This window comes from Streptomyces galbus (assembly GCF_005280195.1).
Lineage (GTDB): Bacteria > Actinomycetota > Actinomycetes > Streptomycetales > Streptomycetaceae > Streptomyces > Streptomyces galbus.
The window spans coordinates 261,323-286,987 of the sequence record NZ_SZPR01000010.1 but is presented as its reverse complement, the minus strand read 5'-3'; the positions used below and the strand labels follow the sequence as shown (position 1 = coordinate 286,987).

The window sequence follows — 25,665 nt, the reverse complement described above, 5'->3', positions numbered from 1 at the left end:
CGGTGGGGCAGGATGGGGTGCATGGACGCCGAGCTGTTTCCGCGGGAGCGGGCCGAGATCGCTCCCGGTGCCGTGCACGTGCCGGGCTGGCTGGACCAGGCAGCGCAGTGCGCACTGCTGGCGGCCTGCCGCGACTGGGCCCGCCCGCCGGCCGGCCTGCGCACCGTGCGCACCCCCGGCGGCGGGACCATGACGGCCCGCCAGGTCTGCCTGGGCTGGCACTGGTACCCGTACGCCTACGCCCGCACGGTCGTCGACGGCGACGGCTCCCCGGTCAAGCCGTTCCCCGCCTGGCTCGGCGAGCTGGGCCGCCGCGCCGTCGCCGACGCGCTCGGACCGGGGGCCGCCGACCCGGCGCCGTACGACATCGCGCTGATCAACTTCTACGACGGCGACGCGCGCATGGGCATGCACCGGGACGCCGACGAGCGGTCCCCGGCCCCCGTGGTCTCGCTGAGCCTCGGCGACACCTGCGTGTTCCGCTTCGGCAACACCGCCACCCGGACCCGGCCGTACACCGACGTCGAGCTGCGCAGCGGCGACCTGTTCGTGTTCGGCGGGCCCGCGCGCCTCGCGTACCACGGCGTGCCCAAGGTGCGGCCGGGCTCGGCCCCGCCGTGGCTCGGACTGACCGGGCGGCTGAACGTCACGCTGCGCGTGAGCGGGCTCACCGGCGGCGACGGCACAGAACGGATCATGGGAGACTCGCCTTCATGAGCGGCAAGGCGGATCCCCGGCCGGCGGGGGAAGGAACCACCTCCAGGGCGCGGCTCGACCGGGGGCGCGGTGCCCTCGGACCCGCGCTGGAGCTCGTGCACACCGGGCGCGCGCCCACCCGGGCCGTCCTCACCGCCGAACTGGGCGTCACGCGTGCCACGGCCGGCGCGGTCGCCGCCGAACTGGAGGCGCTCGGCCTGATCCGGGTGGACGCGCGCCCCGGCGCCGCCGCGGGCTCCCAGGGCCGGCCCTCGCACCGGCTCGGCGTCGCCGAGGACGGCCCCGTCGTGCTGGCCGCGCAGGTCCACGCGGACGGGTTCCGGGCCGCGCTGGTCGGCCTCGGCGGCCGGATCGTCGCCACCACGCCGAGCTGTGAGACCGTCGACGCCGACCCCGGCAAGATCATCGGCACGGTCGTGGAGGCCGGGGCCGAGCTGCTGCGCACCACCGGCCGCCGGTGCGTGGGCGCCGGTCTCGCCGTGCCGTCGGCGGTCGCCGAACCCGAGGGCCTCGCCCTCAACCCGCTGCACCTGGCCTGGCCGGTGGGCGCGCCGGTCCGCGAGATCTTCACCGAGCGGGTGCGCGCGGCGGGTGTCACCGGGCCCGCCTTCGCCGGCAACGACGTCAACCTCGCCGCCCTCGCCGAGCACCGGCACGGCGCCGGACGCGGCGCCCGCGACCTGCTGTGCGTGGCCACCGGCCACCGGGGCGTCGGCGGTGCCCTGGTGCTCGACGGCCGTCTGCACACGGGCAGTTCGGGTCTGGCCCTGGAGGTCGGCCACCTCACCGTCAACCCCGAGGGCCGCCCCTGCCACTGCGGCAGCCGCGGCTGCCTGGACGTCGAGGCCGACCCGCTGGCCCTGCTCACCACCGCCGGGCGCGAGCCCGGCCCCGAGGGCTCGCTGCTGAAGCAGGCCGAGCAACTCGTCCGCGAGGAGTACGCCGACCCGGTCGTGCGCACCGCCGCCGAGATCCTCATCGACCGGCTCGGCCTCGGCCTCGCCGGCCTGGTGAACATCCTCAACCCCGACCGGATCATCCTCGGCGGACTGCACCGCACCCTGCTGGACGCCGACCCGGACCGGCTGCGCGCCGTCGTCGCCGACCGCAGCCTGTGGGGCCGCAGCGGCGGGGTGCCGATCCTCGCCTGTTCCCTCGACCACAACAGCCTCGTTGGAGCGGCGGAGTTGGCGTGGCAGCCGGTCCTCGACGACCCGCTGGGCGCGCTGCCCTCCGCCTGAGCGTCAGGACGCGGGCCCGCCGCCCCTCACCACTGGCGGCCGCGGGGGAGCGCGGCCAGGCCCGGCGCCGACAGGTGCAGCACCCGGAACAGCTCGCCCTCGGCCTTCGGCGCGTCGTGCTCCCACAGCGAGAAGTGCACGACCTCCCAGCGGGCGGTGTCGACGGCAGCCGCCGCGAGCACCGCGCCGTCCTCCCGCGCCAGCCGCCCGGTCCCGGCGACCACCTCGCCCATGAGGTCACCCAACGCCGCCCCGTCCGGCACCGGTTGCCGCCGCCGCAGCGCGAACCGCGCGCCCGCACCGGCCGACCCGCCCGCCGCACCCTGCTCGTACGCCAGCCCCGACCACTGCCGTACCACCGGACGCCCGAAGTCGTCGCTCAGCCCCCGGAAACCGGGGCCCCACAGGAACGCGTTCATGCCCTCCGTGGTGTTCCACAGGTAGAACGGCGCGTACTGGTGGACGGGCGAGCCGTACGTGCCGCGCTCGCGGATCAGGTACGCCTTGAGCCCGAGGCCGTCCCAGGCGTCGAGGAGGTGCCCGCGGCGGGCCACCCGGTCGCGGATCACGTCCATGTCGTAGTCGGCGGGCAGCGTGATCTCGTACTGCATCGCGTGCATGCGGTTCCCTCTCCTCAGTCGGCGGCGGGCGCCGCGGGCGTACGGGGGGCCAGCAGGGCGAGCAGTCCGCGCACCCCGGCGTCGAAGGCGTCCGGCGAGCCCGAGGCGCGGGCCAGGACGTAGCCGCCCTGCACGGTGGCGACGACCGTCGCGGCGATCTCGTCCGGGTCCGACCCGGCCGGGAACTGGCCCAGTCGGCGGCCTTCGTCGACGACGCCGGCGAGCCGGCCGCGCAGCCAGCCGATCGTCTCCTCCACGGGCGCGCGGAGCGCGTCGCTCGCGATCACCTCCGGGTCCATCGTCAGCCGCCCGACCGGACAGCCCCGCAACACCTCGCGCTCGCGCCGCAGATACGCCGCGATGCGGTCGTAGGGCGTGCCCGGCCCGTCGAGCACGGCGTCCGCGGCGGCCCGCAACTCCTCGGCGGTGCGCCGGATCGCGGCCAGCGCCAGGTCGGCCTTGCCTTGGAAGTGGTGGTACATGCTGCCCTGCCCGGCGCCCGCCCGCTCCAGGATCGCCTTGGGGCTGGTGCCCACGTATCCGCGTTCCCACAGCAGGTCCCGGGTGGACTCGATCAGTCGCTCGGCGGTGCTCACGAGCGCACTGTACATACCAGTAGGTACAGAAGTCGAGGCAGGGACCCGCGCCCGGCCCCCGGAGCAGCCGCCGGACGTCCGCCTACTCCCCGGGAGGTACGCGCACTGCCGCTGGCCGTACGACGACCCGCACCCCCTTCCCGCGCGAGTCTCGAGTGGTCGCGGACAACCGGTCGCGGACAACCGGTCGCGGACAACCGGCCCCAGACGACCAAGGAGATGACCGAGATGCAGACCCTCGCACAGTGGGACGGCGGCCCCGGCCCGTGGATCCTGTTCTTCCCGCTGATCTGGGCGGCCGTCGTCGTCGGCGCCGTCACCCTGCTGCGCCGCACCGCCGGACGCGGCCGGCGCGGCCCCTGGGGCCCGGCCGGCACGGCACGCCCGGCCGGCGACTCGCCGCTCGCCGTCCTCGGCCGACGCTTCGCCTCCGGGGAGATCGACGAGGACGAGTACTGGCGCCCGCTGTCCGTCCTCGACGAGCAGTTCGGCCGCCGGGGCGGTACGGCATGACCACCACCGCGACCACCACCCGCACGGCCGCCCGGGTCGCCGACGCCGTGAAGGTGTACGGCGCCGGCGACACCGCCGTCCGCGCCCTGGACGGGGTGACGCTCGGCTTCCCGGCCGGGCGGTTCACCGCGATCATGGGGCCGTCCGGGTCGGGCAAGTCCACGCTGCTGCACTGCGCCGCCGGCCTGGACACCCTCACCTCGGGCTCCGCCCACATCGGCGACACCGAACTGGGCGGGCTCGACGACCGGCGGCTGACCCTGCTGCGCCGCGACCGGATCGGCTTCGTGTTCCAGGCGTTCAACCTGGTCCCGACGCTCACCGTCGCGGAGAACATCCGGCTGCCGCTCGACCTCGCCGACCGGCGCGGCGACCCCGAGTGGATCGACGCGCTCGTCGACGTGGTCGGACTGCGCGACCGGCTCCACCACCGGCCCTCGGAGCTGTCCGGCGGACAGCAGCAACGCGTCGCCGTGGCACGGGCGTTCGCGGGCCGGCCCGACGTGGTCTTCGCCGACGAGCCGACCGGTAACCTCGACTCCCGCGCCGGCGGTGAGGTCCTCGGCCTGCTCGGCCGCGCCGCCCGCGACATCGCCCGCACGGTCGTCATGGTCACCCACGACCCGGTCGCCGCCGCCCACGCCGACGAGGTCGTCTTCCTCGCCGACGGACGGCTCGTCGACCGCATGGCGTCCCCGACCGCCGACCGCGTGCTCGACCGCATGAAGGCCTTCGAGGTGCCGTCATGACCACCTCCGTCCGGCTCAGCCTGTCCTCCCTGCGCGCGCACCGCCGCCGCTTCGCCGGCACCTTCCTCGCCGTGTTCCTGGGCGTGTCCTTCCTCGCCGGCACCCTCGTCATGGGCGACACCCTGCGGGCCGGCTTCGACACGATGTTCGGCGACGCGACCGCCGGCACCGACGCCGTCGTCCGCGGCGCCGACACCATCACCACCCCCGGCGAGGGCCAGGGCGCGCGCCGCCCCGTCGACACCGGCCTGGCGGCCACGCTCGCCCGGGTCCCGGGGGTCGCCGCCGCGGTGCCCGACATCCAGGGCGCCGGCCAGCTCGTCGGCAGCGACGGCAGACCCGTCGGCGGCCAGGGCCCGCCCACCCTCGCCGGCAACTGGATCACCGACCCGCGGCTCAACCCCTACCGGCTCGCCGAGGGCCGCGCCCCCGAGCGCCCCGGCGAGGTCGTCGTCAACCGGGGCGCCGCCGAGAAGGGCGGGCTGCGCCTCGGTGACAGCACCGTCCTGCGCACCCCCGACCCGGTGCGCGTGACCGTCGTAGGGCTCGCGACCTTCGGCGGCGAGGACGGCATGGGCCAGGTGACCTTCACCGGCATGACCCGGGCCGACGCCGAGAAGTACCTCACCGCCCGGCCGGGCGAGGCGGCGAGCATCCTGGTGCGCGCAGCCCCGGGCATCGGACAACAGGAACTGGTCGACCGGCTGGCCCCGGCCCTGCCCCGGGGCGTCGAAGCGATCACCGGCCAGGAGTCGGCCCAGGAGAACACCGACATGGTCTCCAGCCGGTTCCTGACCCTGTTCACCACCTTCCTGCTGGTGTTCTCCGGGGTCGCCCTGCTGGTCGCGACGTTCTCCATCCACAACACCTTCGCGATCGTCGTCGCCCAACGCACCCGTGAGAACGCCCTGTTGCGCGCCCTCGGCGCCTCCCGCCGCCAGGTCACCGCGGCCACCCTCGTGGAGGCCAGCGCCGTCGCCGTGACCGCCTCCGCCGCCGGCCTCGCGGGCGGCGTGGGCATCGCGGCCGGCCTCCAGGCGCTGTTCCCGGCGATCGGCTTCCCGTTCCCCGGCGGTGACCTGGTCGTCACGGCCCTGTCCCTGACCCTGCCGCTCGCCGTCGGCGTCCTGGTCTGCCTCGGCTCCGCCCTGCTGCCCGCCGTGCGGGCCGGCCGCACCGCGCCGCTGGCCGCCCTGCGCGACACGGCCGTGGACTCCTCCGCCGCCTCCCGGACACGCGCGGTCACCGGCCTCGCGCTGGCCGGCCTCGCCGTGGCCACCACCCTCACCGGCGTCCTGGTGTCCCCGTCGGTCTGGCTGGCCGGCACCGGCGCCGCCCTGGCCTGGTCGCGTTCGTCATCCTCGGCCCGGTCGCCTCCGGCACCGCCGTCCGCGTCCTCGGCGCGCCCCTGGACCGGCTGCGCGGCGTCACCGGCGCCCTCGCCCGGCGCAACGCCCTGCGCAGCCCCCGGCGGACCGCCGCCACCGCGAGCGCCCTCATGATCGGTGTCGCCGTGGTCGCGCTGTTCACGGTGTTCGGGGCCTCGCTCAAGGCCACCATGGACCAGACCGTGGCGCGGTCCTTCGCGGGCGACGTCGCCGTCAGCACCCCGTCCTTCGGCGCGGGCGGCAGCGGGCTCAGCCCCCGGCTCGCCCCCGCGATCGCCGCGCTGCCCGAGGTGGACACGGCCGTCGGACTGGGCCGGGGCGTCGCCGAGGTGAACGGCCGCGGACGGGCCCTGACCGTCACCGACCCGCTCGCCCTGGAGCGCACCTTCGACCTCGGCACGGTCGACGGCTCCCTCGGCCGGCTGGGCACCGACGGCCTCGCCGTCACGCGCACGGAGGCCGACCGCCTGCACCTGCAGCTCGGCGACACCGCACGGCTGGCGTTCACCGACGGCACGCGCGAGCCGTTCACCGTCCGCGCGGTCTACGGACGCTCCGAACTCGCCGGCGACTACGTCATCACCCGTGCCGCCTGGGCCCCGCACCGCACCCAGGACGCCGACACGCTCGTCGCCGTGTCCTTCCGCGACGGCGTGCGCACCGCCGACGGCAAGGCGGCCGTCGAGAAGGTCGCCGACCGGTACGGCAACCCCGAGGTGCAGACCCGCGACGAGTACGCCGAGTCCTCCGCCGGCGGCATCGACATGATGCTCACCCTGGTCTACGCCCTGCTCGCCCTCGCGGTGCTCATCGCCCTGCTCGGCATCGCCAACACGCTGACCCTGGCGGTCCACGAACGCACCCGGGAACTCGGGCTGCTGCGGGCGGTCGGCCAGACCCGCGCCCAGCTGCGGGCCATGGTCCGCTGGGAGTCCGTCCTGGTCGCCGCGTTCGGCACGGCGGGCGGTCTCGCCCTCGGCGCCTTCCTGGGCTGGGTGCTGGTGGAGGCGTCCGACGGCACGAGCGACACCGCGTTCGCCTTCGCCGTGCCGCCCGGGCAGCTCGCGGTCGTGGCCCTGGTGGGCCTCGCGGCCGGCGCCCTCGCGGGCCTGCGCCCGGCCCGCCGGGCAGCCCGGCTGGACGTCCTGCGGGCGGTCGCCACGGAGTGACGCACGCGCCGGGGCGCGGGCATGGATGCGGGGGTGAACGTCAGCCAGGAACCGGGCGTACGCCGGCGTGCACCCTCCCAGGAGGCGCTCCACCCGGAGGCGGCCCCACCGAGGGCAGCGAGTGGTCCGGGCGCGCCCGGCGCTCCGGCGGGGGTCTCACCGCCCGGTCAGCCGACAACGGCGGACCGGGCGGGAGCATGGGCGGGCCTGCGGACGTCGATCGGGTCGACGACCGGGTCGACCTCGACCTCCGCGAAGCGCAGCGGGACCTTCTCCGCCACCGGGTGGCGGATCGGCGTCGCCGGCAGCGCGCCCGCCGCGTCGAGCGCGGGCAGCGTGAACCAGACGACCTTGCCGGTGTCCCCGTCCGGGCGCGCGCCCCAGCTCTCGCTGACCGCGGCCACCAGTGCCAGGCCGCGTCCGCCGGTGGCGAGCCGGTCGGCGACCTCCATGACCGGGAGCGTCGGGTCGTGGTCGTGCACCGAGACAGTGAGCCGGTCGAGCAGCAGCTCCAGCTCCACGGTGCACGTCTTGTCGGGTTGCGCATGCAGGTGGACGTTCGTCAGCAGCTCGGTCACACCGAGTGCGGCGCGGTCTATCAGGGCGTCCAGATGCCAGTAGCGCAACTGCGCGGATACGATTCTGCGGACCTGGCCGATCCGCGACGGCAGGGCTTGGAGCTCCACCGTGCAGTGCCTGCTTGGGTTGCTGATCACGGCTGCGACTCCCCGACGTGAGGTCCGGAAGAACACGGAGTTCGGATCGATCCAGCAGTGCGCCTGCACGGGGCGGCCGCCTGCTGTCGTGGCCGGCGGGCTGGTTCGCAGCGTTATCGCCGGTAAACCCAGAGTGACGTGAGAACAGCGTGACGCAAGGGGTGGACGTGCGCAACTCGCGGTCGTCGCGCGGCCGGCGGGCGCCGGCCCCCCGGTCCTGCCTCAGCCACCACGTCCCGCGGCCCGGCGCACGGCCTCGATGAACCGGCCCGCCGCCGGTGGCCCCGGCTCGCCGGGAGCCGGGTCGTGCGCCCGCAGGGTCAGCAGGTACCGGTGACCGTTGAGGTCCGCCAGCGCCCGGCCCCCGGACGCGAACCGGGGCCTGGACGCGCGCACCGCCTGCACGGGTGCGCTGTCGATCTCACTGCCGTAGCTGGTGAGCAACTCGAGCCTGCCGCCGCTGATCCGGACCTGCCCGGCCCGGGTGAGCGAGCGCAGTCCGCGCCCGATCCGCACCCCGGTGGCCGTGAACTCCGGCTCCGCCATGCCTTGCCCGCCCCTTCATGCGTGGCCGTGCCGGTCCGTGCGCCCGCGACGCGTCCCGCGGTGGTGCCACGGTGCGTTCCGCAGTGACGGCGTGGTGCGTCCCGCGGCGGTGCCGTGAAGCGTCGCGCGGTGCGTCGCCCGGTGCGTCGGAAACCGGCTCCTGTCGTGATCCCTGAGGCCCCCGTCCGGTGCAGTCTGCCCGCCCCGCGCGGTGAGCACCAGGGTGCGTGGGGCCCCGCCGCCGACCTGCCGGAGCACTCGCGCGAATGCGCCCCCCGGGCCGCCGCACACCTGTCCGGATGCCCGCCCCAGGCGCTCCTTTGATGCTCTCAAAGAGCTGTTTATGCAGGTGAGAAGCGTGCGGACGGTGTCTATGATCGGTGTGTCGGCCACGCCCGGGGCGCGGTCGGCGACCGGCGTAAGGAGCCCCGACGTGAGCACCACCCAGCAGACCAGGACCGGCGCGACCCTCGACACCCTCGACGTCGACCGCACCGACGGCGGCTACCGCGACTGGCTGAAAGAAGCCGTCCGCAAGGTCCAGGCGGACGCCAACCGCTCGGCCGACACACACCTGTTGCGTTTCCCGCTCCCCGAGGCGTGGGGCATCGACCTCTACCTCAAGGACGAGTCGACCCACCCCACCGGCAGCCTCAAGCACCGCCTCGCCCGGTCCCTGTTCCTGTACGGCCTGTGCAATGGCTGGATCCGGCCGGACCGTCCGGTGATCGAGGCGTCCAGCGGGTCCACGGCCGTCTCGGAGGCGTACTTCGCGAAACTGATCGGCGTGCCGTTCGTCGCCGTGATGCCCCGCACGACCAGCGCCGAGAAGATCCGCCTGATCGAGTTCCACGGCGGACGGTGCCACTTCGTGGACGACCCCCGCACGATGTACGAGGAGTCCGCCCGCCTCGCGGCGGACACCGGCGGCCACTACATGGACCAGTTCACCTACGCGGAACGGGCCACGGACTGGCGCGGCAACAACAACATCGCCGAATCCATCTTCCGCCAACTGCAGTTCGAGCGGTTCCCGGAACCCGCCTGGATCGTGGCCACCGCCGGCACCGGCGGCACCTCCGCGACGATCGCCCGCTACGTCCACTACATGCAGCACGACACCCGCATCTGTGTCGCCGACCCCGAGAACTCCTGCTTCTTCGAGGGCTGGACCACCGGCGATCCGGACGTCACCTGCGACTGCGGTTCGCGCATCGAGGGCATCGGCCGGCCCCGCATGGAGCCGAGTTTCGTGCCCGGCGCCGTGGACCGGATGATGAAAGTGCCCGACGCGGCCAGCGTCGCCGCCGTCCGGGCCCTGGACCGCGCCATCGGGCGCCGCGCCGGCGGCTCGACCGGGACCGGCCTGTGGAGCGCGCTGAAGATCGTCGCCGAGATGGTCGCCGCGGGACGGCGCGGCAGCGTCGTCACCCTGCTGTGCGACCCGGGCGACCGCTACCTCGACAAGTACTACTCCGACGCCTGGCTCGCCGAACAGGGCCTGGACATCGCCCCGTACAGCGCGGCGATCGAGTCGCTGCTGGCGACGGGGGTGTGGCCGGACTGAGGACCGGCCGGCACCACGCCCGACGCTCCGTCAGTCGTCCGTGGCCGGGACGGAGTCGCCGGCCACCACCAGCTCCCGCAGGTGGTCGGAGATCTCCGCGCGGGCGTCGGCCGGCAGCCCCGCGTCCGTCACCAGCGTGTCGACCTGCTCCAGCGTCGCGAACGAACTGAGCCCCACCACACCCCACTTGGTGTGGTCGGCGACCACCACCACGCGGCGCGCCGAGTGCACCAGCCGCCGGTTGGTCTCGGCCTCGGCGAGGTTCGGCGTGGACAGCCCGGCCTGCGGCGATATGCCGTGCACCCCGAGAAACAGCAGGTCGAAGTGGAGCGTGGCGATGGCCTGGTCGGCCACCGGGCCCACCAGCGAGTCGGACGGGGTGCGCACCCCGCCGGTCAGCACGACCGTGGCCGCGCCCTGCCGGGGCCCCGAGGTGCGCTGGGCCGCGTGGAAGACGTCGGCCACGCGTACCGAGTTCGTCACCACGGTCAGGTCGGGCACGTCCAGCAGGTGGTGCGCCAGCGCGAACGTCGTCGTACCGCCCGACAGCGCGATCGCGCTGCCCGGCGTCACCAGACCGGCCGCCGCCCGCGCGATGTCCTCCTTGGCGGTCTGTTCCAGACCCGACTTGGCCTCGAAGCCGGGCTCGTGGGTGCTCGCCTCCACGACCGGCACCGCGCCGCCGTGCACCTTCTCCAGCACGCCCTGCCGGGCGAGCGCGTCGAGGTCGCGGCGCACGGTCATGTCCGACACGCCGAGCTTGCGGGTCAGTTCGTTGACGCGGACGCCGCCGCGGCGCCGCACCTCGTCCAGGATCAGGGAGCGACGCTGCTCCGCGAGGAGGTTCTGATTCTCGCTCACGTACGCTCCGGTCCTTTCGCCTCAAGCCGATCGACTGCGTCCCGGTGATCCGGTGTCCGGTGTCCGGCCGGTCCCGCCGTCCCGGACGGACGCCCACGGGCGTCCCATCCTCGCACGCCAGGGCCCGGGCGGCGTCACCACCCGTCCGACGCGGGCATGTCACCCCACGGTTCCGGGAGCGCTCCGGTCGGTCCGCGGCCCGGTCCGCGGATCGGAGGAGATTCGGTGACGAGGCGTGCACGCCGGGGCACGAAACGCCATCCTTGAGGGGTCCGCGGAGTCATGCCGACGGCGCGTCACGGGGGAAGTGCCAGCAGTGGAAGACGTCCTTTCCGACGGGGCCGCCCGCCCCACCCGGCCCGCCCGACCGGGCGCGGCCCTGGAACTCCTCGTCCACGGAGTGGGCGGGACCACGCCCGAGCAGATGCTCGGTGATCCGCGGACCGTGCGGATCACCGGCGACGACACGGCCGCCGTCCACCGGCGCGCCGACGACGTCGACGCCGAGACCGGCCCCGGCGGCGCCCGGGACCGGCCCGTCCCGGAGGCGTACGTCTGGTGCAACCTGACCTCCGGCAACCGCAGCCGGGCCCTGTGGCTGCTCCTGCTGCCGTTCATGGTCGTCAACCTCGCCCACTGGATGCGCCCGCCCGCCCACGAGCACACCCGCCTGGTGCGGCTGTACGGGCTGCTGGTCCGCCTCGCCGGACTCACCCTCACCGTGCTGCTCGTCGCCGCCGCCTGCGAGGTCGCCCTGGACCTGACGGCCTGGCAGTGCGCCGGCACGCGCGCGTGCGCCGAGCGCCACACCTGGCTGGGCTTCCTCTCCCCGGCGCTGTCCCACGGCGGCTGGTGGAGCCTGCCCGGCCGCCGGCTCGCCCTCGCCGCGCTCGTCCCGACCGCCCTCACCGTCCTGCTGTGGTACCTGTCCCACCGCACCTGGCGGGCGTACGAGTCCAGCGAACCCCTGACCCGGGCCCCGGAGGCCGAGCACCGCCCGGGGCCGACCGCGCTGAGCCGGCCCGGCTTCTGGTACGGCCGCCGTCTGGTGGCCCGGCTGCGCGCCGCCCACACCGCGGCCGGCCTGCTGACCGTCGCCGCGGCCGTCGGCACCGCCGCGGCCCGCGAGGACCGCCGGCCGGGCGGGCCGCCCCTGCTCGACGCGCTGGGCTGGTGCCTGGTGGCGGCGCTCGTCGGCGGGGCGACGGCCGTCGTGTGGGTGGTGTGCCGCCGGGGCCGCAGCGAACACCGCCTCGACCGCGCCCTGGACGCCCACCTGGTCCGGCGCCTGCCGCTCGCCACGCTCGTCCTGCTCGGCCTCACCACCGTGTACGCCGGCTGGTCCCGCCCCGGCTGGCACGCCGCCGGCCGCCTCCCCGGCGACACCACCTTCGGCGCCCTCGCCCTGGGCCAGGGCCTGACCGTGCTCGCCCTGGCCCTGGTGGCGGCCCTGCTGCACCGGGCCGCCACGGAGGGAGCGGCGGCCCCCCAAGGCGGAAGCGGCTGCGACGACGGCGACGACCGGGCGACCGGCGCCCCGGGCGGGGCACCCGAGGGCGGGACACCCGTACCCGGGGCCGGCGCCGGGGCGTCGGCAGCGCCAGGAGAGCGCGCGGCGACCGCCCCCGACGGGCACCCCGCCACCCACGGCCGCGTCGCCCTGCACGGGCTGGGCGGGCCCGCCGTCGCGATGCTCGCCTGCGCCCTCGGAGGCGTGATGTCCGGCGGGGTGGCGCAGCGGGTCGCCGACTGGCTGGACGGCACCCAGAGCTCCCTGGACGGCCCGCCCGCCCTGCTGACCTGGCAGGCGTCCGTGATCCCGCTCGTCCTGCTGGTGCTCCTCGCGCTGGCCGCGCTGCTCGGCCGCGCGACCTGGCGCCGCGCCCGCGCCGAACGCGCCGAGGTGCGCCGCGACTACGGCATCGCGGACGACGGCGACCCCGGCCGCACCGGCACCATCGCCCGGGCCCGCGCCATGGCCCCCCTCACCGACCGCGCGCCGCTCCTCGTGGGCGTCACCGCGGTCAGCACGCTGCTGCTGGGCGCCGGGGCCATCGCCGGGGCGCTGACCACCGGGCGGACCCCCAGCGGGGCCACCGAGGGGATGTACCCCTTCGTGCACGGCGCCGCCCAGACCGCGCAGGCCCTCGGCTCGTGGCTGGTCGGCCTCGGCTTCCTGCTCTTCGTCACCTGGGGGCGCCGCGCCTACAAGGACCCCTCCGCGCGGCGCACCATCGGCATCCTCTGGGACGTCGGCACCTTCTGGCCGCGCGCCGCCCACCCCTTCGCGCCGCCCTGCTACGCGGAGCGCGCGGTGCCCGACCTGACGTGGCGGATGGCCACCTGGACGCGCGCGACGGGCGGCCGCCTGGTGATCTCCGGGCACTCCCAGGGCAGCGTGCTGGCGGCGGCCGCCGCCTGGCAACTGGAGCCGCGGGACCGGGCGCGCGTCGGGCTGCTGACCTACGGTTCGCCCCTGGAGCGCCTCTACGGCCGCTGGTTCCCCGCCCACTTCGGCCCGGACGCGCTCAGCGCCCTGCACCGGGACGTCGACTGCTGGCGCAACCTCTACCGGCTCACCGACCCCATCGGCGGCCCCGTCCGGCTGCCCGGCGACTGTGGCCCCGCCGTGGACCGCGCGCCGCTGAAGGACCCGCTGGAGTACGGCCGCACGGCCCGCCACCCGCTGCCCGCGCCCCTGCTGGGCCACTCCGACTACCAGGCGGACCCGGCCTTCGCGGAGGAACGCGCCCTGCTGCTGGGCCGCCTGCTCCCGCTGCCTGAACCCCGCCAGCCGGGCGCGAGCTGAGGTCCGCGGGCTCCTCGACCCGCCCCGCTACGGCAGGTCGGGCAGGTCCTCCGCGAACAGCAGGGTCAGGTCGTCCGTGCTGGGCTCGGCCACCTGGGCGACCCGGCTCGCATGGCGCTCCACCATCGCCTCGAACGTCTGGCGCGCGGTGCGGCCGTTGCCGAACGCGGGGCCCTTCGGGATCGCGGTGAAGTACTTCAGCAGGGCCTCCGGGGTGCCCGCCGCCAGCCGGTACTCGTGCTCCTCCGCCTGCTGCTCCACGATGCGCAGCAGCTCCTCGGGGCCGTAGTCGCCGAAGGTGATGGTGCGCGAGAACCGCGACGCCACACCGGGGTTGACCGACAGGAACCGCTCCATCTCGGCGGTGTAGCCGGCGACGATCACCACGACCGACTCCCGGTGGTCCTCCATCAGCTTCACCAGCGTGTCGATGGCCTCCTTGCCGAAGTCACGCCCGGCGTCCTCGGGCGACAGGGCGTACGCCTCGTCGATGAACAGCACACCGCCGCGCGCCCGTTCGAACGCCTCCTGGGTGCGGATCGCCGTGGAGCCGATGTGCTCGCCGACCAGGTCCACCCGGGACACCTCGACGAGGTGCCCCTTCTCCAGCACCCCCAGGGCGGCCAGGATCTCGCCGTACAGCCGGGCGACCGTGGTCTTGCCGGTGCCGGGGGAGCCGGTGAAGACCAGGTGCCGCTTGACCGAGGCCGCCTTCAGGCCCGCCTGCTGCCGGCGCCGGCCCACCTCGATCATGTCGGTCAGCGCCCGCACCTCGCGCTTGACGCTCTCCAGGCCCACCAGCGCGTCTAGTTCACCCAGCACGTCCTGGGAGGTGCGGACCGGCTCGTCCGCCTCCGCCACGGGCACCAGGGGCTCGGCGAAAGTCACGCGCTGCTCCGGGAGGGCGCCCAGCAGGCCCGGCGACCCGCCCGCCGTCTGCACCGCGGTCTCCACGACCGGCGGCGGCGTCGGGCGCAGCCCCGCGCTCTCGTCGCTGCTGCAGTCCTCGGCCACCGGCCCCGAACCGGGCGCCGCGTCCGCTCCGGCGTCCGCGAACTCGTAGCCCCCGCGCGCGCAGCGCTCCGTGCGGCACCGTCTGAGCGTCGTACGGCAGCCGTCTATCACGTGGAAGCCGTAGCCGCCGCTGTTGGTCACCCGGCAGTTGAGGAAACTGCCGCGGCCGCCGGCCGACACGTAGAAGCCGGCCTCCGCGGGGGAGTCGACCGTGCACCGCTCGACGGTGGGGTCGGCGCCCTTGGTGACGATCACGCCGGTCTGCGTGCCGTCCACCGTGCAGTTGTTGAGGGTGCCGCCGCTGCCGTGGTCGCGGAACCACGCGCCCGTGGCCGCGTCCCGGATCCGGCAGTCGTCGAGCTGGGCGGTCGCGCCGTCGCTGACCGACACCGCGGTGTTGCGCACCTGCGACAGGTCGCTGTCGACGACGTCCGCGCGCGAACCGCGGTCCAGCACGAACAGCGCGTCCGGCACGTCGTGCACCCGGCAGGAGTCCAGTACGGCCGTGGCGCCGTCGCTGACCCACACGGCCGGGTAGTCGCCGGTGCTGTCGAAGATCTCGCACTGGTGGGCGTCCACGCGCGTGCCCGGGTCCCACACCGACAGTCCGTTGCGCCCGAACTGGCGCACGGTGGTGCGCGTGAGCGTCAGCACCGACCGCGAGCGCAGGTCGATCGCGTTCTCCGGGATGTCGTGGATGCGGCAGTCGGCCAGCGTGAGCACCGCGTCGGTGTCCAGGGTGACCCCGTCGGCGTCGGTGCGGTGCACGTCGCAGTCGGTCAGGTGGGCGGTGGCCCGGCCGGTCACCTGGACGCCGCTGCCGCGCACCTCGTAGATCTCGCAACCCACCGCCTCCAGGGCGGAGTTGTCGCCGGTCGCGCTCAGACCCGTGCCGGACGCGTGGTGCACCCGGCAGCGGTCCAGGCGCGGATGTCCGCCGCCGCGCACCGCGACGCCGGCCTGCCCGGCCGCGACGACCTCGCACTCCTCGAACACACCGCCGCCGCCGTCGAGCACGGCGATCCCCAGGCCCGCCGGGTTGTCGACGGTGCAGCGGCGGACGGTGGGGCGGGCGCTGCCGCGCACCTCGATGCCGGCCGCGGACCGGGTGACGATCCGCAGGTCGGTGAGCTCGGGGGTGCCCTCCTCGACGAGCAGCGCGGGCGCGGCCGCGTCCTGCCCCTCGATGTGCAGGTCCTGCACCACGGCCGAGGCCCGCACCGTCAACGGCACGCCGTCCGCGGGCGCGAGGCGCACCGACCCGGGGGAGCCGTCCGGGGCGCGCAGGGTCACCGCCCGCTGCAGCACGAGGTTCTCCCGGTAGGTGCCGGGGGCGATGGTGAGGACGTCGCCGTCCGCCGCGGCCTCCAGGGCGGCGGCGAGCGATGCGTACTCACCCGTGCGGCGGCGCCACCGCGATGTGCCGGTGTGCGTCACCTGGACCGTGCCCTGTGCCATGGCGTTGCTGCGCCCCCACCTCGTCGTGCTGATGGCTCGTCGCCCCCGGGGCGCCCTGCGGGTCCCTGGTGCGCGGGTCGATGCCGAAAGCCTCGGCCGGTCCACCGTAGCGTGCGCGGGGACGGTGGGTTGACCGGAGGCGGAAGGCCGTCAACTGCCGGTACCGGTCCGGCCCCAGTCGGGCCCGGCCTTGCTCCACGCCTGGTCCCACCGCGCGTACCGGCGCCGGACCTGGCGCCAGACGACCAGGCGTCTGACGGCCTCCACGACGCCGGCGGTGAGTATCGCCCCGCCGACGCCCGCCAGGACCGCGTGCGTGGTCGCCGTCGCGGGATCCAGGGGACGGGCCGTGACGCGGCCCTGCTCGTCGGTCCACAGCGGGAAGTGGTCCCCGGTGTGCGGCGAGCCGAGGTCGGCGACCACCGCGCCGTGCCGCGCGGTGCCGTCGGGGGCGGTCCAGTCGGCGAGGACCCGGCTGTGGGCGTCCCGCCCGGAGGCGGACTCGGGGTCGATGCCCAGTGTCGCGTCGTCCAGTTCGCGCACCACCGTGGCCGCCACCTCGTGCCGGGACGACTGCTGCCGGCGCACCGCGTCCTGCAACGCGCCCTGGGCGGCGGACCCGAGGAGGCAGCCGGCGACGGGCGCCGCGAAGAGGATCAGCAGCAGGGCGGACAGCGCCACCCACGCCTCGACCAGGTCCGTCGTGCGGCGCAGCGGATTGTGCCGCCAGCGCCAGAGCCCGCCGATCGCTCGCACCCTCCGCACCCCCTTCCCGCTCCGTGATAACCCCCCGGGGAGCCCTTCGCCCGCCCGGCGGCCGAAGAGAGAGCGACATCACTCGCCGCCCGGTCCTCTCACGAACTTCTCACGACATCCCCAACGACGCGGGAGAGCAGGAGGGTTCCCGGCCAACGGGCACGAGCGGGTGAGGGGGGAGAGGAGCGGGGGGAGCGGGGGAGCGGCGGCGCCGCGGGTCAGTCCAGGACCTCGACGGGGTCGCCGATCCGGATGGTGCCCCGGGACAGCGGGACCAGGTTCTGTCCGAACACGAGCTTGCCGTCCACCCGGCGGTGGCGGCCCAGCGTGCGCAGCGGCTCGGCGCCGCGCGCCGCCGTGGCCTGGTCGGTGGTCGTCACCAGGCACCGTCCGCAGCTCTTGGCGACGCGGAAGGCCACGTCGCCGATGGTCAGCCGGGACCAGTCGTCCTCGGCCCAGGGCTCGGTGCCCGCGACGACGACGCTCGGCCGGAACCGGTTCATCGGCAGCGGGCCCTCCTCGGCGTGATCGCCCTGTGCGATCAGCGCGTTGAGGGCGTCGAGGGACGCGGTGGTGGTGACGAGGAGCGGGTAGCCGTCGGCGAAGCTGACCGTCTCGCCGGGCAGTGCGAACGCGGGGTCGACGGGCCGGCGCGTGGCCGGGTCGTCCATGTGCACCAGCCGGACGTTCTCGCCGAGGTGGGCGCTGCACCACGCGTGCGCGGCGGGGTCGGCGAGGACGCCCTCCACCTTGTCGCGGAAGATCTCCACCGTGACCGTGCCGACCGGCTCGGGCACCGCGACGTCCAGCGGCGGCAGTCCGGGCGCGGACAGCCGCAGGCCGCCACCGGGCAGGAGCTCGGCGGCGGCCAGGGCGACGTGCGGGTGCCGACGCTGGGTGACGACCTTTCCCCCGTCGTCGATCAGTGCCCAGCGTCGGTCTCCGGCCAGCCCCCAGGGCTCCACGTCGGCCTCCCGGGGCGCCAGGCCCCGGAACGCCTTGACCGGATGGACGTGGATCGACTGCAGCTTCGCGTTCCCCATGGGGTCATCGTGCCAGGTGGCGCCGACCCGCGGGGAGCGGAATCAGTAGCCGCGGTACTGCTGGTTGTTGTACGGGTCCTGGTAGGGCGCGGGGCGCGGGGCGGCCGGACGCATCGCGTCGTACCCCATGCCCGGCGCGGCCGGCCGCGGCTGCTGCGGCTGGACCTGCGGTCCGGGGTAGCCGCGCGGCGCGGTGGCCTGCTGCGGGATGTAGGCCGCGGGCGCCTGCTGCAGCGGGGCGGGCTGCGGCGCCTGCGGATAGCCGTAGGAACCGTAGGAGTTGCCGTACGAACTGCCGTAGGACGACGGGGCCGCCGGGAGGGCGGGGAGCGCCGAGGGGAGCGCGGGCAGGCTGCTGCCCGTGTCGTACGCGGCGGGGACCCGGATCGGGGCGATCTGCGGGGTGCCCCGCTCGGCCACGAGCGAGTCGTAGATCGGGGTGTCCGGGAAGGAGGCGGAGGAGTAATAGCCGCCGCCATAGGTGGAGCGGGGGGAGGTCATGGCACATAAGTTAAGCCCACGATGTGCTGGTTGGGGAGACCGATAAGAGGGTTGTTTTCCGTGTCGGTAACAGCCCGCTGTCCCCAATGCGAGCGAACGCGGCGAAAAAGGGCGGCGAACGCAGGCCGGATCCGGTAAAAGCCGAGTTCCCGGCCGGTTACCGGCGGTCGTGACCCCGTCCCCTGCGTCTCCTGTGTCCCCCTTGGCCGTCCTCCTTCGTCCTCCCCGCCCGCTTGTGCCCGCTCCTCCGCGTCCCATGCATGGGAGTTCGGCCGGGCAGCGCATAGGTTGGCCGGTAGACACAGCCGAGGGGTGCGGGGACGCGCACGCCGATGCAGACGAGGGGGCGCACATGTCCATGTCGAAGGGGTCGAACACGCCGGTGCCGACGGCGGCCCTGCGGGTCGAGGTGGGCTGGCGGTCCGGGCCCGGCGTCCCCGACGCGGACGTCTCGGCCCTGCTGCTGGCCGGCGGGAAGGTCCGCTCCGACGGCGACTTCGTCTTCTACAACCAGCCCGCGCACTCCTCCGGCGCCGTGCGCCACGAGGGCAAGCGGCCCGTCGGCGGCCGGGTGACCGACACGCTCCTCGTCGACCTCGCGCGCGTGGAGCCCGCGGTGGAGCGCATCGTGCTCGCCGCCTCCTCCGACGGCGGCACCTTCGGACAGGTCCCCGACCTCGCCGTCGAGGTCCGCGACGCGGCGCAGGGCGGTGTGGTCGCCCGCTTCGACAGCACCGGCGCCACCGTCGAGACGGCGTTCGTGCTCGGCGAGTTCTACCGCCGCCAGGGCGCCTGGAAGTTCCGCGCCGTCGGCCAGGGGTACGACAGCGGGCTCGAGGGACTGGCCACCGACTTCGGCATCACGGTCGACGAGCCGCAGCACGCGGCGCCCCCGCCGGCGCCCGCCGCGGCCCCGCGCCCGCCGGTCGCCCCGCCCCCGCCCGCACCGATGCCCGCCCCGCCCGTCACGGTCCCGCCGCCCGCCCACAACGCCCCGCCGCCCCCGCCCGCCCCGCCGGTCCGCCTCTCCAAGGTCACGCTCACCAAGGCCGCGCCCTCGGTGTCGCTCACCAAGCAGGGCGGCACCTCCGGCTCCCTGCGCGTGAACCTCAACTGGCAGGTGCGCAAGCAGTTCTCCGGCTGGGGCGCCAAGCGCGGACGGGCCGTCGCCCTGCACAACGACCTCGACCTCGACCTGTGCGCCCTGTTCGAACTCGCCGACGGCAGCAAGGGCGTGGTGCAGGCCCTCGGCAACGCCTTCGGCTCCCTGCACCTGCCGCCGTACATCCACCTCGACGGCGACGACCGCACCGGCGCCGTGGAGAGCGGCGAGAACCTCACCGTCAACCTCGACCACCGCACCGACTTCCGGCGCATCCTCGTCTTCGTGACCATCTACGAGGGCGCCCGGTCCTTCGCCGACCTGCACGCCACGGTGACCCTGCAGCCGCAGTTCGGCGCCGCGATCGACTTCTCCCTGGACGAGTGCACCGTCCCGTCGACCGTGTGCGCCCTCGCCCTGATCAGCAACCAGGGCGGCGACCTGGTCGTCCAGCGCGAGGCCCGCTACCTGGTGCCCGAGCGCGGGGTGAGCCCGCAGCGCACCGTCGACCGCGCCTACGGCTGGGGCATGAACTGGACGCCCGGCCGCAAGTAGCGCTCAGCCCTCCTCGGTGACGGCGTCCGGACGGGCGTAGGTGCGGCCCTTCCAGGCCGCGCCGCGCCCGCGGTAGTGCTGCACCGCCGAGTCCACCGTCATCAGCAGGTACAGGAACGCGGTGAACGGCAGCAGCGGAGCGAGCCACAGCGGCTGCCGGTAGTAGCGGAGCATCGGCCCGTACGTGCCCGTCATCACCAGCCACGCCAGGCCGCCCGCCGCCGCCGTCACCGCGTCACCGGCCACCGGCCCGGCGAGGAGCGCCAGCGGCGGCACCAGGTACACCAGGGCCAGGCCCAGGACGGTGCCGAGCAGCACGAGCGGGTTGTGCCGCAGCTGCGCGTAGGCGCTGCGCGACACCATCCGCCACAGGTCGTGCAGCCGCGGGTACGGACGCACGCTGTCGACCCGGTCGGCCAGCCCCAGCCAGATGTGCCCGCCGCCGCCCTTCACCGCCCGGGCCAGCGCCACGTCGTCGATCACGGCGTGCCGGATCGCGTCCGGGATCCGGGCCCGCTCGGCCGTCCCGGCGCGCAGCAGGACGCAGCCGCCCGCCGCGGCCGCCGTGCGCGAACCGCGCCGAGAGATTCGGCGGAAGGGGTAGAGCTGGGCGAAGAAGTAGACGAACGCCGGCACCACCAGCCGCTCCCACAGGCTCTCCACCCGCAGCCGCGCCATCAGCGACACCACGTCGAAACCGCCCGCGTCCGCCGCCGCCACCAGCGTGCGCAGACTGTCGGGCGCGTGCGCGATGTCGGCGTCCGTGAGCAGCAGGTACTCGGGCCCCCGCGCGCGTGCCAGGCCGATGCCGTGCCGCACCGCCCACAGCTTGCCGGTCCAGCCGGCCGGCGGCTCGCCCGGTGAGCTCACGGTCAACGGCAGCCCCCCGCACCGGCGCGCCAGCTCCCGGGCCAGCTCCCCGGTGCCGTCGCCACTGCCGTCGTCGACGAGGAACACCTCCGCCCGGCCGGGGTAGTCCTGGGCGAGCAGCGACGGCAGGCTGTGCGGCAGGACGGCGGCCTCGTCGCGCGCGGGGACGACCACGCACACCGACGGCCAGCGCTGCGGCTCCGCGGCGCGCGGCAGCCGGACGTCGGTCCGCCAGAAGAAGCCCTGGCACAGCAGCAGCCACAGCCAGGCGGCGAGGGACACCACGGCGATCCACACGAAGGCGCTCACGGCCGCAGTCTGCCCCACGGGACCGGGCGACAGGCGCCCATCGTCTATCGTGGCCGGGTGAAGATCGCGCTCATGGACTCCGGAATCGGGCTGCTGGCGGCCACCGCCGCGGTACGGCGCCTGCGACCCGACGCCGATCTCGTGCTCTCCCTGGACCCGGACGGCATGCCCTGGGGGCCGCGCACCCCGCAGGACCTCACCGCGCGGGCCGTGGCCGTCGCCGAGGCGGCGGCCGCCCACCGGCCCGACGCCCTGATCGTCGGCTGCAACACCGCCACCGTGCACGCCCTGCCCGCGCTGCGGGCCCGCCTCGAGCCCGCGGTGCCCGTCGTCGGCACCGTCCCGGCGATCAAGCCGGCCGCGGCCGGCGGCGGCCCCGTCGCGATCTGGGCCACCCCCGCCACCACGGGCAGCCCCTACCAGCGCGACCTCATCCGGGACTTCGCCGACGGCGTGAGCGTCACCGAGGTTCCCTGCTGGGGACTGGCCGAGGCCGTCGAACACGCGGACGAGTCCGCGATCGACGCGGCCGTCGCCGCGGCCGCCGCGCTCACCCCCGACGAGGTGACGACCGTCGTGCTGGGCTGCACCCACTACGAACTGGTCGCCGAGCGCATCCGCGCCGCCGTCCAGCAGCCCGGCACGCCCCCGCTCGTCCTGCACGGCTCCGCCGGGGCGGTCGCCGCGCAGGCGCTGCGCCGCATCGGCGCCGACCCCGCGCCGGACGCGCCGGTCACCGGCACGGTGACGGTCCTGCTCAGCGGCCGCGAGGGCGCCCTGCCCGAGCCGGCCCTGGCCTACGCCGAGGGCCGCCTGCTGCGCACGGTGAGCCCCGCCTCCTGACCGGCGGTCACCGCCGCGGGCCGTCGGCCGGTCGGCGCAGTCACGCTCCGCGACGACCTACCGGCGGAGCGAAACCTGAGTAACCTCATAGCCATGAGGGACCACCTCCACGGCATGCAGCGCCCCCACCCCGACGTCTGGACCGGACGCGCCACCAACCGGTTCCAGTGGCTGCTCGCGCTCGCCGGCGCCGCCTTCCTGGCGCTCGGCATCCAGCTCGCCGTGGACTCCGCCTGGACGTCCGGCGTCGCCCCCCTCGTCATGTCCGTCGTCGGCTGCATCGCCGCCGGACTGCTGGTCATCTTCGGCACCCTCGCCTTCGTCCACGTCGACCTCAAGCTCGACAAGGAGTGCGTCGAGGTGCGCTGCGGCCACATCGGCGTACCGCGCCGGCGCATCCCGCTGACACACGTCGCCGGCGCCGAGTTCGACCCGCACGTCACCCCGCGGCACTGGGGCGGCTGGGGCTACCGCTGGCGCCCGCACCAGGGCACGGCAGTCGTGGTGCGCCGGGGCGAGGGTGTCGTGCTGCGGCTGTGGGACGGCCACACCTTCACCATCACCGTCGACAACGCGGAGGCCGCCGTCGGCGCCATCCGCGCCCGCCTGCGCAGCGGGGCGACGGGCACGGCCACGCACTGAGGCGACCGCACCGGACGGGAGGGCGGACCGGCCGCGCTGTCGGCCCCGGCGCCCACCGCCGTACACTCCCGGAGTGACCGTCTCCGCACCTCCCGTCGGCCCGTCGGACCAGCTGGAGCCCCAGGCCACGCGGCCTTCGGGTGCCGCCCGGCTCCTGCGTCTCGTCCCGGCCGCCGTCGCGGCGCTCTCCGGAGTGCTGCTCTACGTCAGCTTCCCGCCGCGCACCCTGTGGTGGCTGGCCCTGCCCGCGTTCGCCCTGTTCGGGTGGGTGCTGCGAGGCCGTGGCTGGAAAGCGGCCGCCGGACTCGGCTACCTCTTCGGGCTGGGCTTCCTGCTGCCGCTGCTGGTGTGGACCGGCGTCGAGGTCGGCCCCGGCCCCTGGCTCGCCCTGGTCGCCGTCGAGGCGGTCCTCGTCGCCCTCGTCGGCGTGGGTGTGGCGGCCGTGTCCCGGCTCCCCGCCTGGCCGCTGTGGGCGGCGGCGCTGTGGACCGCCGGGGAGGCCGTCCGCGCGCGGGTGCCGTTCGGCGGCTTCCCCTGGGGCAAGATCGCCTTCGGCCAGGCGGACGGTGTGTTCCTGCCGCTCGCCGCGGTGGGCGGCACACCGGTCCTCGGCTTCGCGGTGGTCCTGTGCGGGTTCGCCCTGTACGAGGTCGTCCGCCTCGTCCTGGACCGGCGCCGCACGCGCGAGGTGAGCCGGTCGGCCGCCGCGATCGCCCTGCTCGGCGTGGCCGTGCCCGTGCTGGGCGCCCTCGCCGCGCGGCCCCTGGTGAGCGACCGGGCGGAGGACGGCACCGCGACGGTCGCCGTCATCCAGGGCAACGTGCCGCGCCTCGGCCTGGAGTTCAACGCCCAGCGCCGGGCCGTGCTCGACTACCACGCGCGCGAGACGGAACGGCTGGCCGCCCGGGTCGCGGCGGGTGAGGTGCCCCGGCCCGACTTCGTGCTCTGGCCGGAGAACTCCTCCGACATCGATCCCTTCGCCTACGCCGACGCGGCCGACGTGACCGACAAGGCGGCCGAGGCGATCGGCGCGCCCGTCTCGGTCGGCGGTGTCGTCGAGCGCGAGGGCAAGCTCTACAACGAGCAGATCCTGTGGGACCCGGTGAAGGGCCCCACCCAGACCTACGACAAGCGCCAGGTGCAGCCGTTCGGCGAGTACCTCCCGCTGCGCTCCCTCCTCGGCGCGATCAACAAGAACTGGACCACGATGGTCCGCCAGGACTTCAGCCGGGGCAGCAAGCCCGGCGTGTTCGACATCGGCGGCACCAGGGTCGGGCTCGCCACCTGCTACGAGGCCGCCTTCGACTGGGCCGTGCGCGACACCGTCACCCACGGCGCACAGATGATCTCCGTGCCGAGCAACAACGCCACCTTCGACCGCAGCGAGATGACCTACCAGCAGCTCGCGATGTCCCGGGTCCGCGCCGTCGAGCACAGCCGCACGGTCACCGTGCCGGTCACCAGCGGGGTGAGCGCGATCATCATGCCGGACGGCAGGATCACGCAGCGGACCGGCATGTTCGTGGCCGACTCCCTGGTCCAGAAGGTGCCGCTGCGCTCCTCCGAGACCCCCGCGACCCGGCTGGGCATCCTGCCGGAGATGGCCCTGGTCCTGATCGCCGCGGGCGGCGTCGGCTGGGCGGTCGGCGCCGGCCTGCGGGGACGGCGGGCCGGTTAGGGTCGGGGCCATGGCGACTCCCGACTTCATCCGCGCCCTGCGGGCCTCGGCCGGGCAGCAACTGCTGTGGCTGCCCGGTGTCACCGCCCTCGTCTTCGACGACCGGGGCCGCGTGCTGCTGAACCGCCGCACCGACACCCGCAAGTGGTCGGTGATCGGCGGCATCCCGGAGCCCGGCGAGCAGCCCGCCGCCTGCGCCGTGCGCGAGGTGTACGAGGAGACGGCGGTGCGCTGCGTCGTGGAGCGGGTGGTGCTGGTGCAGGCCCTGAGCCCGGTGACGTACGCGAACGGCGACGTCTGCCAGTACATGGACATCACCCTGCGCTGCCGTGCCGTGGGCGGCGAGGCCCGGGTCAACGACGACGAGTCGCTGGACGTGGGCTGGTTCGCCGTGGACGCGCTGCCCGAGCTGAACGAGTTCGGGCTGACCCGGATCAAGCAGGCCCTGTCCGACGCACCCACATGGTTCGACCCCACTAGCCCTCTCTGAGATATGGGTGGCGCCCACATGTGGCGGCGGGGGAGTGGTGCCTAGGGTCGAAGCATGACCTCCCACGCCGTCCCCGGCCCCCACGCCCCCACGCTCGACCTCGGCGGCCGTACCGCGCTCGTCACCGGCGCCGCCGGCGGCATCGGCCGCGCCTGCGCGCTGCGGCTCGCGGCCGCCGGGGCCAAGGTACGCGCCGTCGACCGCGACGCGCGGGGCGTGGAGGAGCTCGCCGAGAGCGCCGCCCACCTGCCGGGCACCGTCGAGCCGCACGCCCTGGACCTGACCGACCTGGACGCCGCGGAACTGGCCGCCCACGGCACCGACGTCCTGGTCAACAACGCCGGACTGCAACTGGTCCGCCCGCTGCAGGAGTTCCCGCCGGACGTCTTCCACACCGTGCTCACCGTGATGCTGGAGGCCCCCTTCCGGCTCATCCGCGGCGCCCTGCCGCACATGTACGGACAGGGCTGGGGCCGCATCGTCAACATCTCCTCGGTGCACGGACTGCGCGCCTCGCCCTACAAGGGGGCGTACGTCGCCGCCAAGCACGGCCTGGAGGGCCTGTCCAAGACCGCCGCCCTCGAAGGGGCCGCGCACGGCGTCACCTCCAACTGCGTCAACCCCGGCTACGTCCGCACCCCGCTGGTCGCCCGGCAGCTCGCCGACCAGGCACAGGCCCACGGCGTCCCCGAGGAGCGCGTGCTGACCGAGGTGCTGCTCCAGGACAGCGCCGTCAAGCGGCTGATCGAACCCGAGGAGGTCGCCGAGGCCGTGGCCTACCTGTGCAGCCCGCAGGCGTCCTTCATGACCGGCACGTCGCTCGTCCTCGACGGCGGCTGGACCGCGCACTGACCGCGGTCCGATGGCCTCCGGAGTTTTCCACAGGGCTGACGGCGCGGGACGGCCATGGGG

At 75.1% G+C, this 25,665-nt stretch carries 22 protein-coding genes and 1 pseudogene; 13 read left to right on the top strand and 10 right to left on the bottom strand.

Annotation, left to right across the window (positions count from 1 at the left end):
- Positions 1-21 precede the first annotated feature (21 nt).
- Together E4U92_RS09560 and E4U92_RS09555 are read left to right on the top strand one after the other, a co-directional pair.
- On the top strand, positions 22-717 hold the full coding sequence (locus E4U92_RS09560) for an alpha-ketoglutarate-dependent dioxygenase AlkB family protein (RefSeq protein WP_137299867.1): 696 nt from the start codon (positions 22-24) through the stop codon (positions 715-717).
- Positions 714-1,958: an ROK family protein gene (locus tag E4U92_RS09555; RefSeq protein ID WP_137299866.1), complete on the top strand. Its 1,245-nt coding sequence runs from the start codon at positions 714-716 to the stop codon at positions 1,956-1,958. The genes E4U92_RS09560 and E4U92_RS09555 overlap by 4 nt, the downstream gene beginning before the upstream one ends.
- A gap of 26 nt (positions 1,959-1,984) precedes the next feature.
- Here the strand turns inward: E4U92_RS09555 and E4U92_RS09550 are convergent, their stop codons facing one another.
- The gene (locus E4U92_RS09550) at positions 1,985-2,578 is read right to left on the bottom strand and encodes a DUF4865 family protein (protein WP_137299865.1); all 594 of its coding nucleotides are present in this window, start codon (positions 2,576-2,578) and stop codon (positions 1,985-1,987) included.
- A 14-nt stretch (positions 2,579-2,592) separates the two neighbouring features.
- A complete protein-coding gene (locus E4U92_RS09545; protein WP_137299864.1) occupies positions 2,593-3,189 on the bottom strand; it encodes a TetR/AcrR family transcriptional regulator in 597 nt (198 codons plus the stop codon).
- Between the two features lie 213 nt (positions 3,190-3,402).
- On the opposite strand from E4U92_RS09545, the gene E4U92_RS09540 reads away from it, so the two are divergent.
- The 3 genes and pseudogenes from E4U92_RS09540 to E4U92_RS09530 all read left to right on the top strand — a co-directional run bounded on the left by E4U92_RS09540 (position 3,403) and on the right by E4U92_RS09530 (position 6,993).
- Positions 3,403-3,687, top strand: a complete 285-nt coding sequence (locus E4U92_RS09540) for an SHOCT domain-containing protein (RefSeq protein ID WP_137299863.1) — start codon at positions 3,403-3,405, stop codon at positions 3,685-3,687.
- A complete protein-coding gene (locus E4U92_RS09535; RefSeq protein WP_137299862.1) occupies positions 3,684-4,436 on the top strand; it encodes an ABC transporter ATP-binding protein in 753 nt (250 codons plus the stop codon). Before E4U92_RS09540 ends, E4U92_RS09535 begins: the two co-directional genes overlap by 4 nt.
- Positions 4,433-6,993 (top strand): annotated as a pseudogene (locus E4U92_RS09530) (ABC transporter permease). Before E4U92_RS09535 ends, E4U92_RS09530 begins: the two are co-directional and overlap by 4 nt.
- A gap of 167 nt (positions 6,994-7,160) precedes the next feature.
- Here E4U92_RS09530 and E4U92_RS09525 read toward each other — a convergent pair.
- Both E4U92_RS09525 and E4U92_RS09520 read right to left on the bottom strand, forming a co-directional pair.
- Complete coding sequence (locus E4U92_RS09525; RefSeq protein WP_137299861.1) at positions 7,161-7,709, bottom strand: ATP-binding protein; 549 nt, start codon at positions 7,707-7,709, stop codon at positions 7,161-7,163.
- A gap of 222 nt (positions 7,710-7,931) precedes the next feature.
- A complete protein-coding gene (locus E4U92_RS09520; RefSeq protein ID WP_137299860.1) occupies positions 7,932-8,255 on the bottom strand; it encodes a hypothetical protein in 324 nt (107 codons plus the stop codon).
- 433 nt (positions 8,256-8,688) lie between these two features.
- Here E4U92_RS09520 and cds1 point away from each other — a divergent pair, with 433 nt between their 5' ends.
- A complete protein-coding gene (cds1, locus tag E4U92_RS09515; RefSeq protein ID WP_137299859.1) occupies positions 8,689-9,822 on the top strand; it encodes an L-cysteine desulfhydrase Cds1 in 1,134 nt (377 codons plus the stop codon).
- 30 nt (positions 9,823-9,852) lie between these two features.
- Here cds1 and E4U92_RS09510 read toward each other — a convergent pair whose 3' ends face one another.
- Positions 9,853-10,683, bottom strand: coding sequence for a DeoR/GlpR family DNA-binding transcription regulator (locus E4U92_RS09510; RefSeq protein WP_137299858.1), 831 nt, complete (start codon positions 10,681-10,683; stop codon positions 9,853-9,855).
- A 424-nt stretch (positions 10,684-11,107) separates the two neighbouring features.
- Here E4U92_RS09510 and E4U92_RS09505 point away from each other — a divergent pair, with 424 nt between their 5' ends.
- On the top strand, positions 11,108-13,492 hold the full coding sequence (locus E4U92_RS09505) for a lipase family protein (protein WP_229862481.1): 2,385 nt from the start codon (positions 11,108-11,110) through the stop codon (positions 13,490-13,492).
- A gap of 27 nt (positions 13,493-13,519) precedes the next feature.
- On the opposite strand, the gene E4U92_RS09500 is transcribed toward E4U92_RS09505, so the two are convergent.
- From E4U92_RS09500 to E4U92_RS09485, 4 genes are all read right to left on the bottom strand, one after another.
- On the bottom strand, positions 13,520-15,964 hold the full coding sequence (locus tag E4U92_RS09500) for a right-handed parallel beta-helix repeat-containing protein (protein WP_168725077.1): 2,445 nt from the start codon (positions 15,962-15,964) through the stop codon (positions 13,520-13,522).
- Between the two features lie 150 nt (positions 15,965-16,114).
- A complete protein-coding gene (locus E4U92_RS09495; RefSeq protein ID WP_137299856.1) occupies positions 16,115-16,720 on the bottom strand; it encodes an Rv1733c family protein in 606 nt (201 codons plus the stop codon).
- A 218-nt stretch (positions 16,721-16,938) separates the two neighbouring features.
- A complete protein-coding gene (locus tag E4U92_RS09490) occupies positions 16,939-17,763 on the bottom strand; it encodes an MOSC domain-containing protein (RefSeq protein ID WP_137299855.1) in 825 nt (274 codons plus the stop codon).
- Between the two features lie 42 nt (positions 17,764-17,805).
- Positions 17,806-18,264 carry a DUF6643 family protein gene (locus E4U92_RS09485; RefSeq protein WP_137299854.1) on the bottom strand — a complete coding sequence of 153 codons (459 nt, stop codon included), beginning with the start codon at positions 18,262-18,264 and terminating at the stop codon, positions 17,806-17,808.
- 358 nt (positions 18,265-18,622) lie between these two features.
- Here E4U92_RS09485 and E4U92_RS09480 point away from each other — a divergent pair, with 358 nt between their 5' ends.
- Complete coding sequence (locus E4U92_RS09480) at positions 18,623-19,921, top strand: TerD family protein (RefSeq protein ID WP_137300141.1); 1,299 nt, start codon at positions 18,623-18,625, stop codon at positions 19,919-19,921.
- Positions 19,922-19,924: 3 nt separating this feature from the next.
- On the opposite strand, the gene E4U92_RS09475 is transcribed toward E4U92_RS09480, so the two are convergent.
- Positions 19,925-21,088, bottom strand: coding sequence for a glycosyltransferase (locus tag E4U92_RS09475; protein WP_373311499.1), 1,164 nt, complete (start codon positions 21,086-21,088; stop codon positions 19,925-19,927).
- Positions 21,089-21,157: 69 nt separating this feature from the next.
- Between E4U92_RS09475 and E4U92_RS09470 the strand changes: the two genes are divergently transcribed.
- From E4U92_RS09470 to E4U92_RS09450, 5 genes are all read left to right on the top strand, one after another.
- A complete protein-coding gene (locus E4U92_RS09470; RefSeq protein WP_137299852.1) occupies positions 21,158-21,943 on the top strand; it encodes a glutamate racemase in 786 nt (261 codons plus the stop codon).
- A 93-nt stretch (positions 21,944-22,036) separates the two neighbouring features.
- On the top strand, positions 22,037-22,585 hold the full coding sequence (locus E4U92_RS09465; RefSeq protein WP_137299851.1) for a hypothetical protein: 549 nt from the start codon (positions 22,037-22,039) through the stop codon (positions 22,583-22,585).
- A gap of 73 nt (positions 22,586-22,658) precedes the next feature.
- Entirely contained in the window at positions 22,659-24,263 is a 1,605-nt protein-coding gene (lnt, locus tag E4U92_RS09460) for an apolipoprotein N-acyltransferase (RefSeq protein ID WP_137299850.1), read from the top strand.
- Between the two features lie 10 nt (positions 24,264-24,273).
- A complete protein-coding gene (locus tag E4U92_RS09455; protein WP_137299849.1) occupies positions 24,274-24,753 on the top strand; it encodes an NUDIX hydrolase in 480 nt (159 codons plus the stop codon).
- 54 nt (positions 24,754-24,807) lie between these two features.
- On the top strand, positions 24,808-25,605 hold the full coding sequence (locus E4U92_RS09450; protein ID WP_137299848.1) for a 3-hydroxybutyrate dehydrogenase: 798 nt from the start codon (positions 24,808-24,810) through the stop codon (positions 25,603-25,605).
- Positions 25,606-25,665: the final 60 nt, after the last annotated feature.

Excerpts from the sequence above, each read along its gene's own strand:
- E4U92_RS09560 (WP_137299867.1), top strand. The coding sequence starts at position 22 with ATGGACGCCGAGCTGTTTCCGCGGGAGCGGGCCGAGATCGCTCCCGGT.
- E4U92_RS09555 (WP_137299866.1), top strand. The coding sequence starts at position 714 with ATGAGCGGCAAGGCGGATCCCCGGCCGGCGGGGGAAGGAACCACCTCC.
- E4U92_RS09550 (WP_137299865.1), bottom strand. The coding sequence starts at position 2,578 with ATGCACGCGATGCAGTACGAGATCACGCTGCCCGCCGACTACGACATG.
- E4U92_RS09545 (WP_137299864.1), bottom strand. The coding sequence starts at position 3,189 with ATGTACAGTGCGCTCGTGAGCACCGCCGAGCGACTGATCGAGTCCACC.
- E4U92_RS09540 (WP_137299863.1), top strand. The coding sequence starts at position 3,403 with ATGCAGACCCTCGCACAGTGGGACGGCGGCCCCGGCCCGTGGATCCTG.
- E4U92_RS09535 (WP_137299862.1), top strand. The coding sequence starts at position 3,684 with ATGACCACCACCGCGACCACCACCCGCACGGCCGCCCGGGTCGCCGAC.
- E4U92_RS09520 (WP_137299860.1), bottom strand. The coding sequence starts at position 8,255 with ATGGCGGAGCCGGAGTTCACGGCCACCGGGGTGCGGATCGGGCGCGGA.
- E4U92_RS09505 (WP_229862481.1), top strand. The coding sequence starts at position 11,108 with ATGCTCGGTGATCCGCGGACCGTGCGGATCACCGGCGACGACACGGCC.
- E4U92_RS09500 (WP_168725077.1), bottom strand. The coding sequence starts at position 15,964 with ATGGCACAGGGCACGGTCCAGGTGACGCACACCGGCACATCGCGGTGG.
- E4U92_RS09490 (WP_137299855.1), bottom strand. The coding sequence starts at position 17,763 with ATGGGGAACGCGAAGCTGCAGTCGATCCACGTCCATCCGGTCAAGGCG.
- E4U92_RS09485 (WP_137299854.1), bottom strand. The coding sequence starts at position 18,264 with ATGACCTCCCCCCGCTCCACCTATGGCGGCGGCTATTACTCCTCCGCC.
- E4U92_RS09480 (WP_137300141.1), top strand. The coding sequence starts at position 18,623 with ATGTCGAAGGGGTCGAACACGCCGGTGCCGACGGCGGCCCTGCGGGTC.
- E4U92_RS09465 (WP_137299851.1), top strand. The coding sequence starts at position 22,037 with ATGAGGGACCACCTCCACGGCATGCAGCGCCCCCACCCCGACGTCTGG.
- E4U92_RS09455 (WP_137299849.1), top strand. The coding sequence starts at position 24,274 with ATGGCGACTCCCGACTTCATCCGCGCCCTGCGGGCCTCGGCCGGGCAG.
- E4U92_RS09450 (WP_137299848.1), top strand. The coding sequence starts at position 24,808 with ATGACCTCCCACGCCGTCCCCGGCCCCCACGCCCCCACGCTCGACCTC.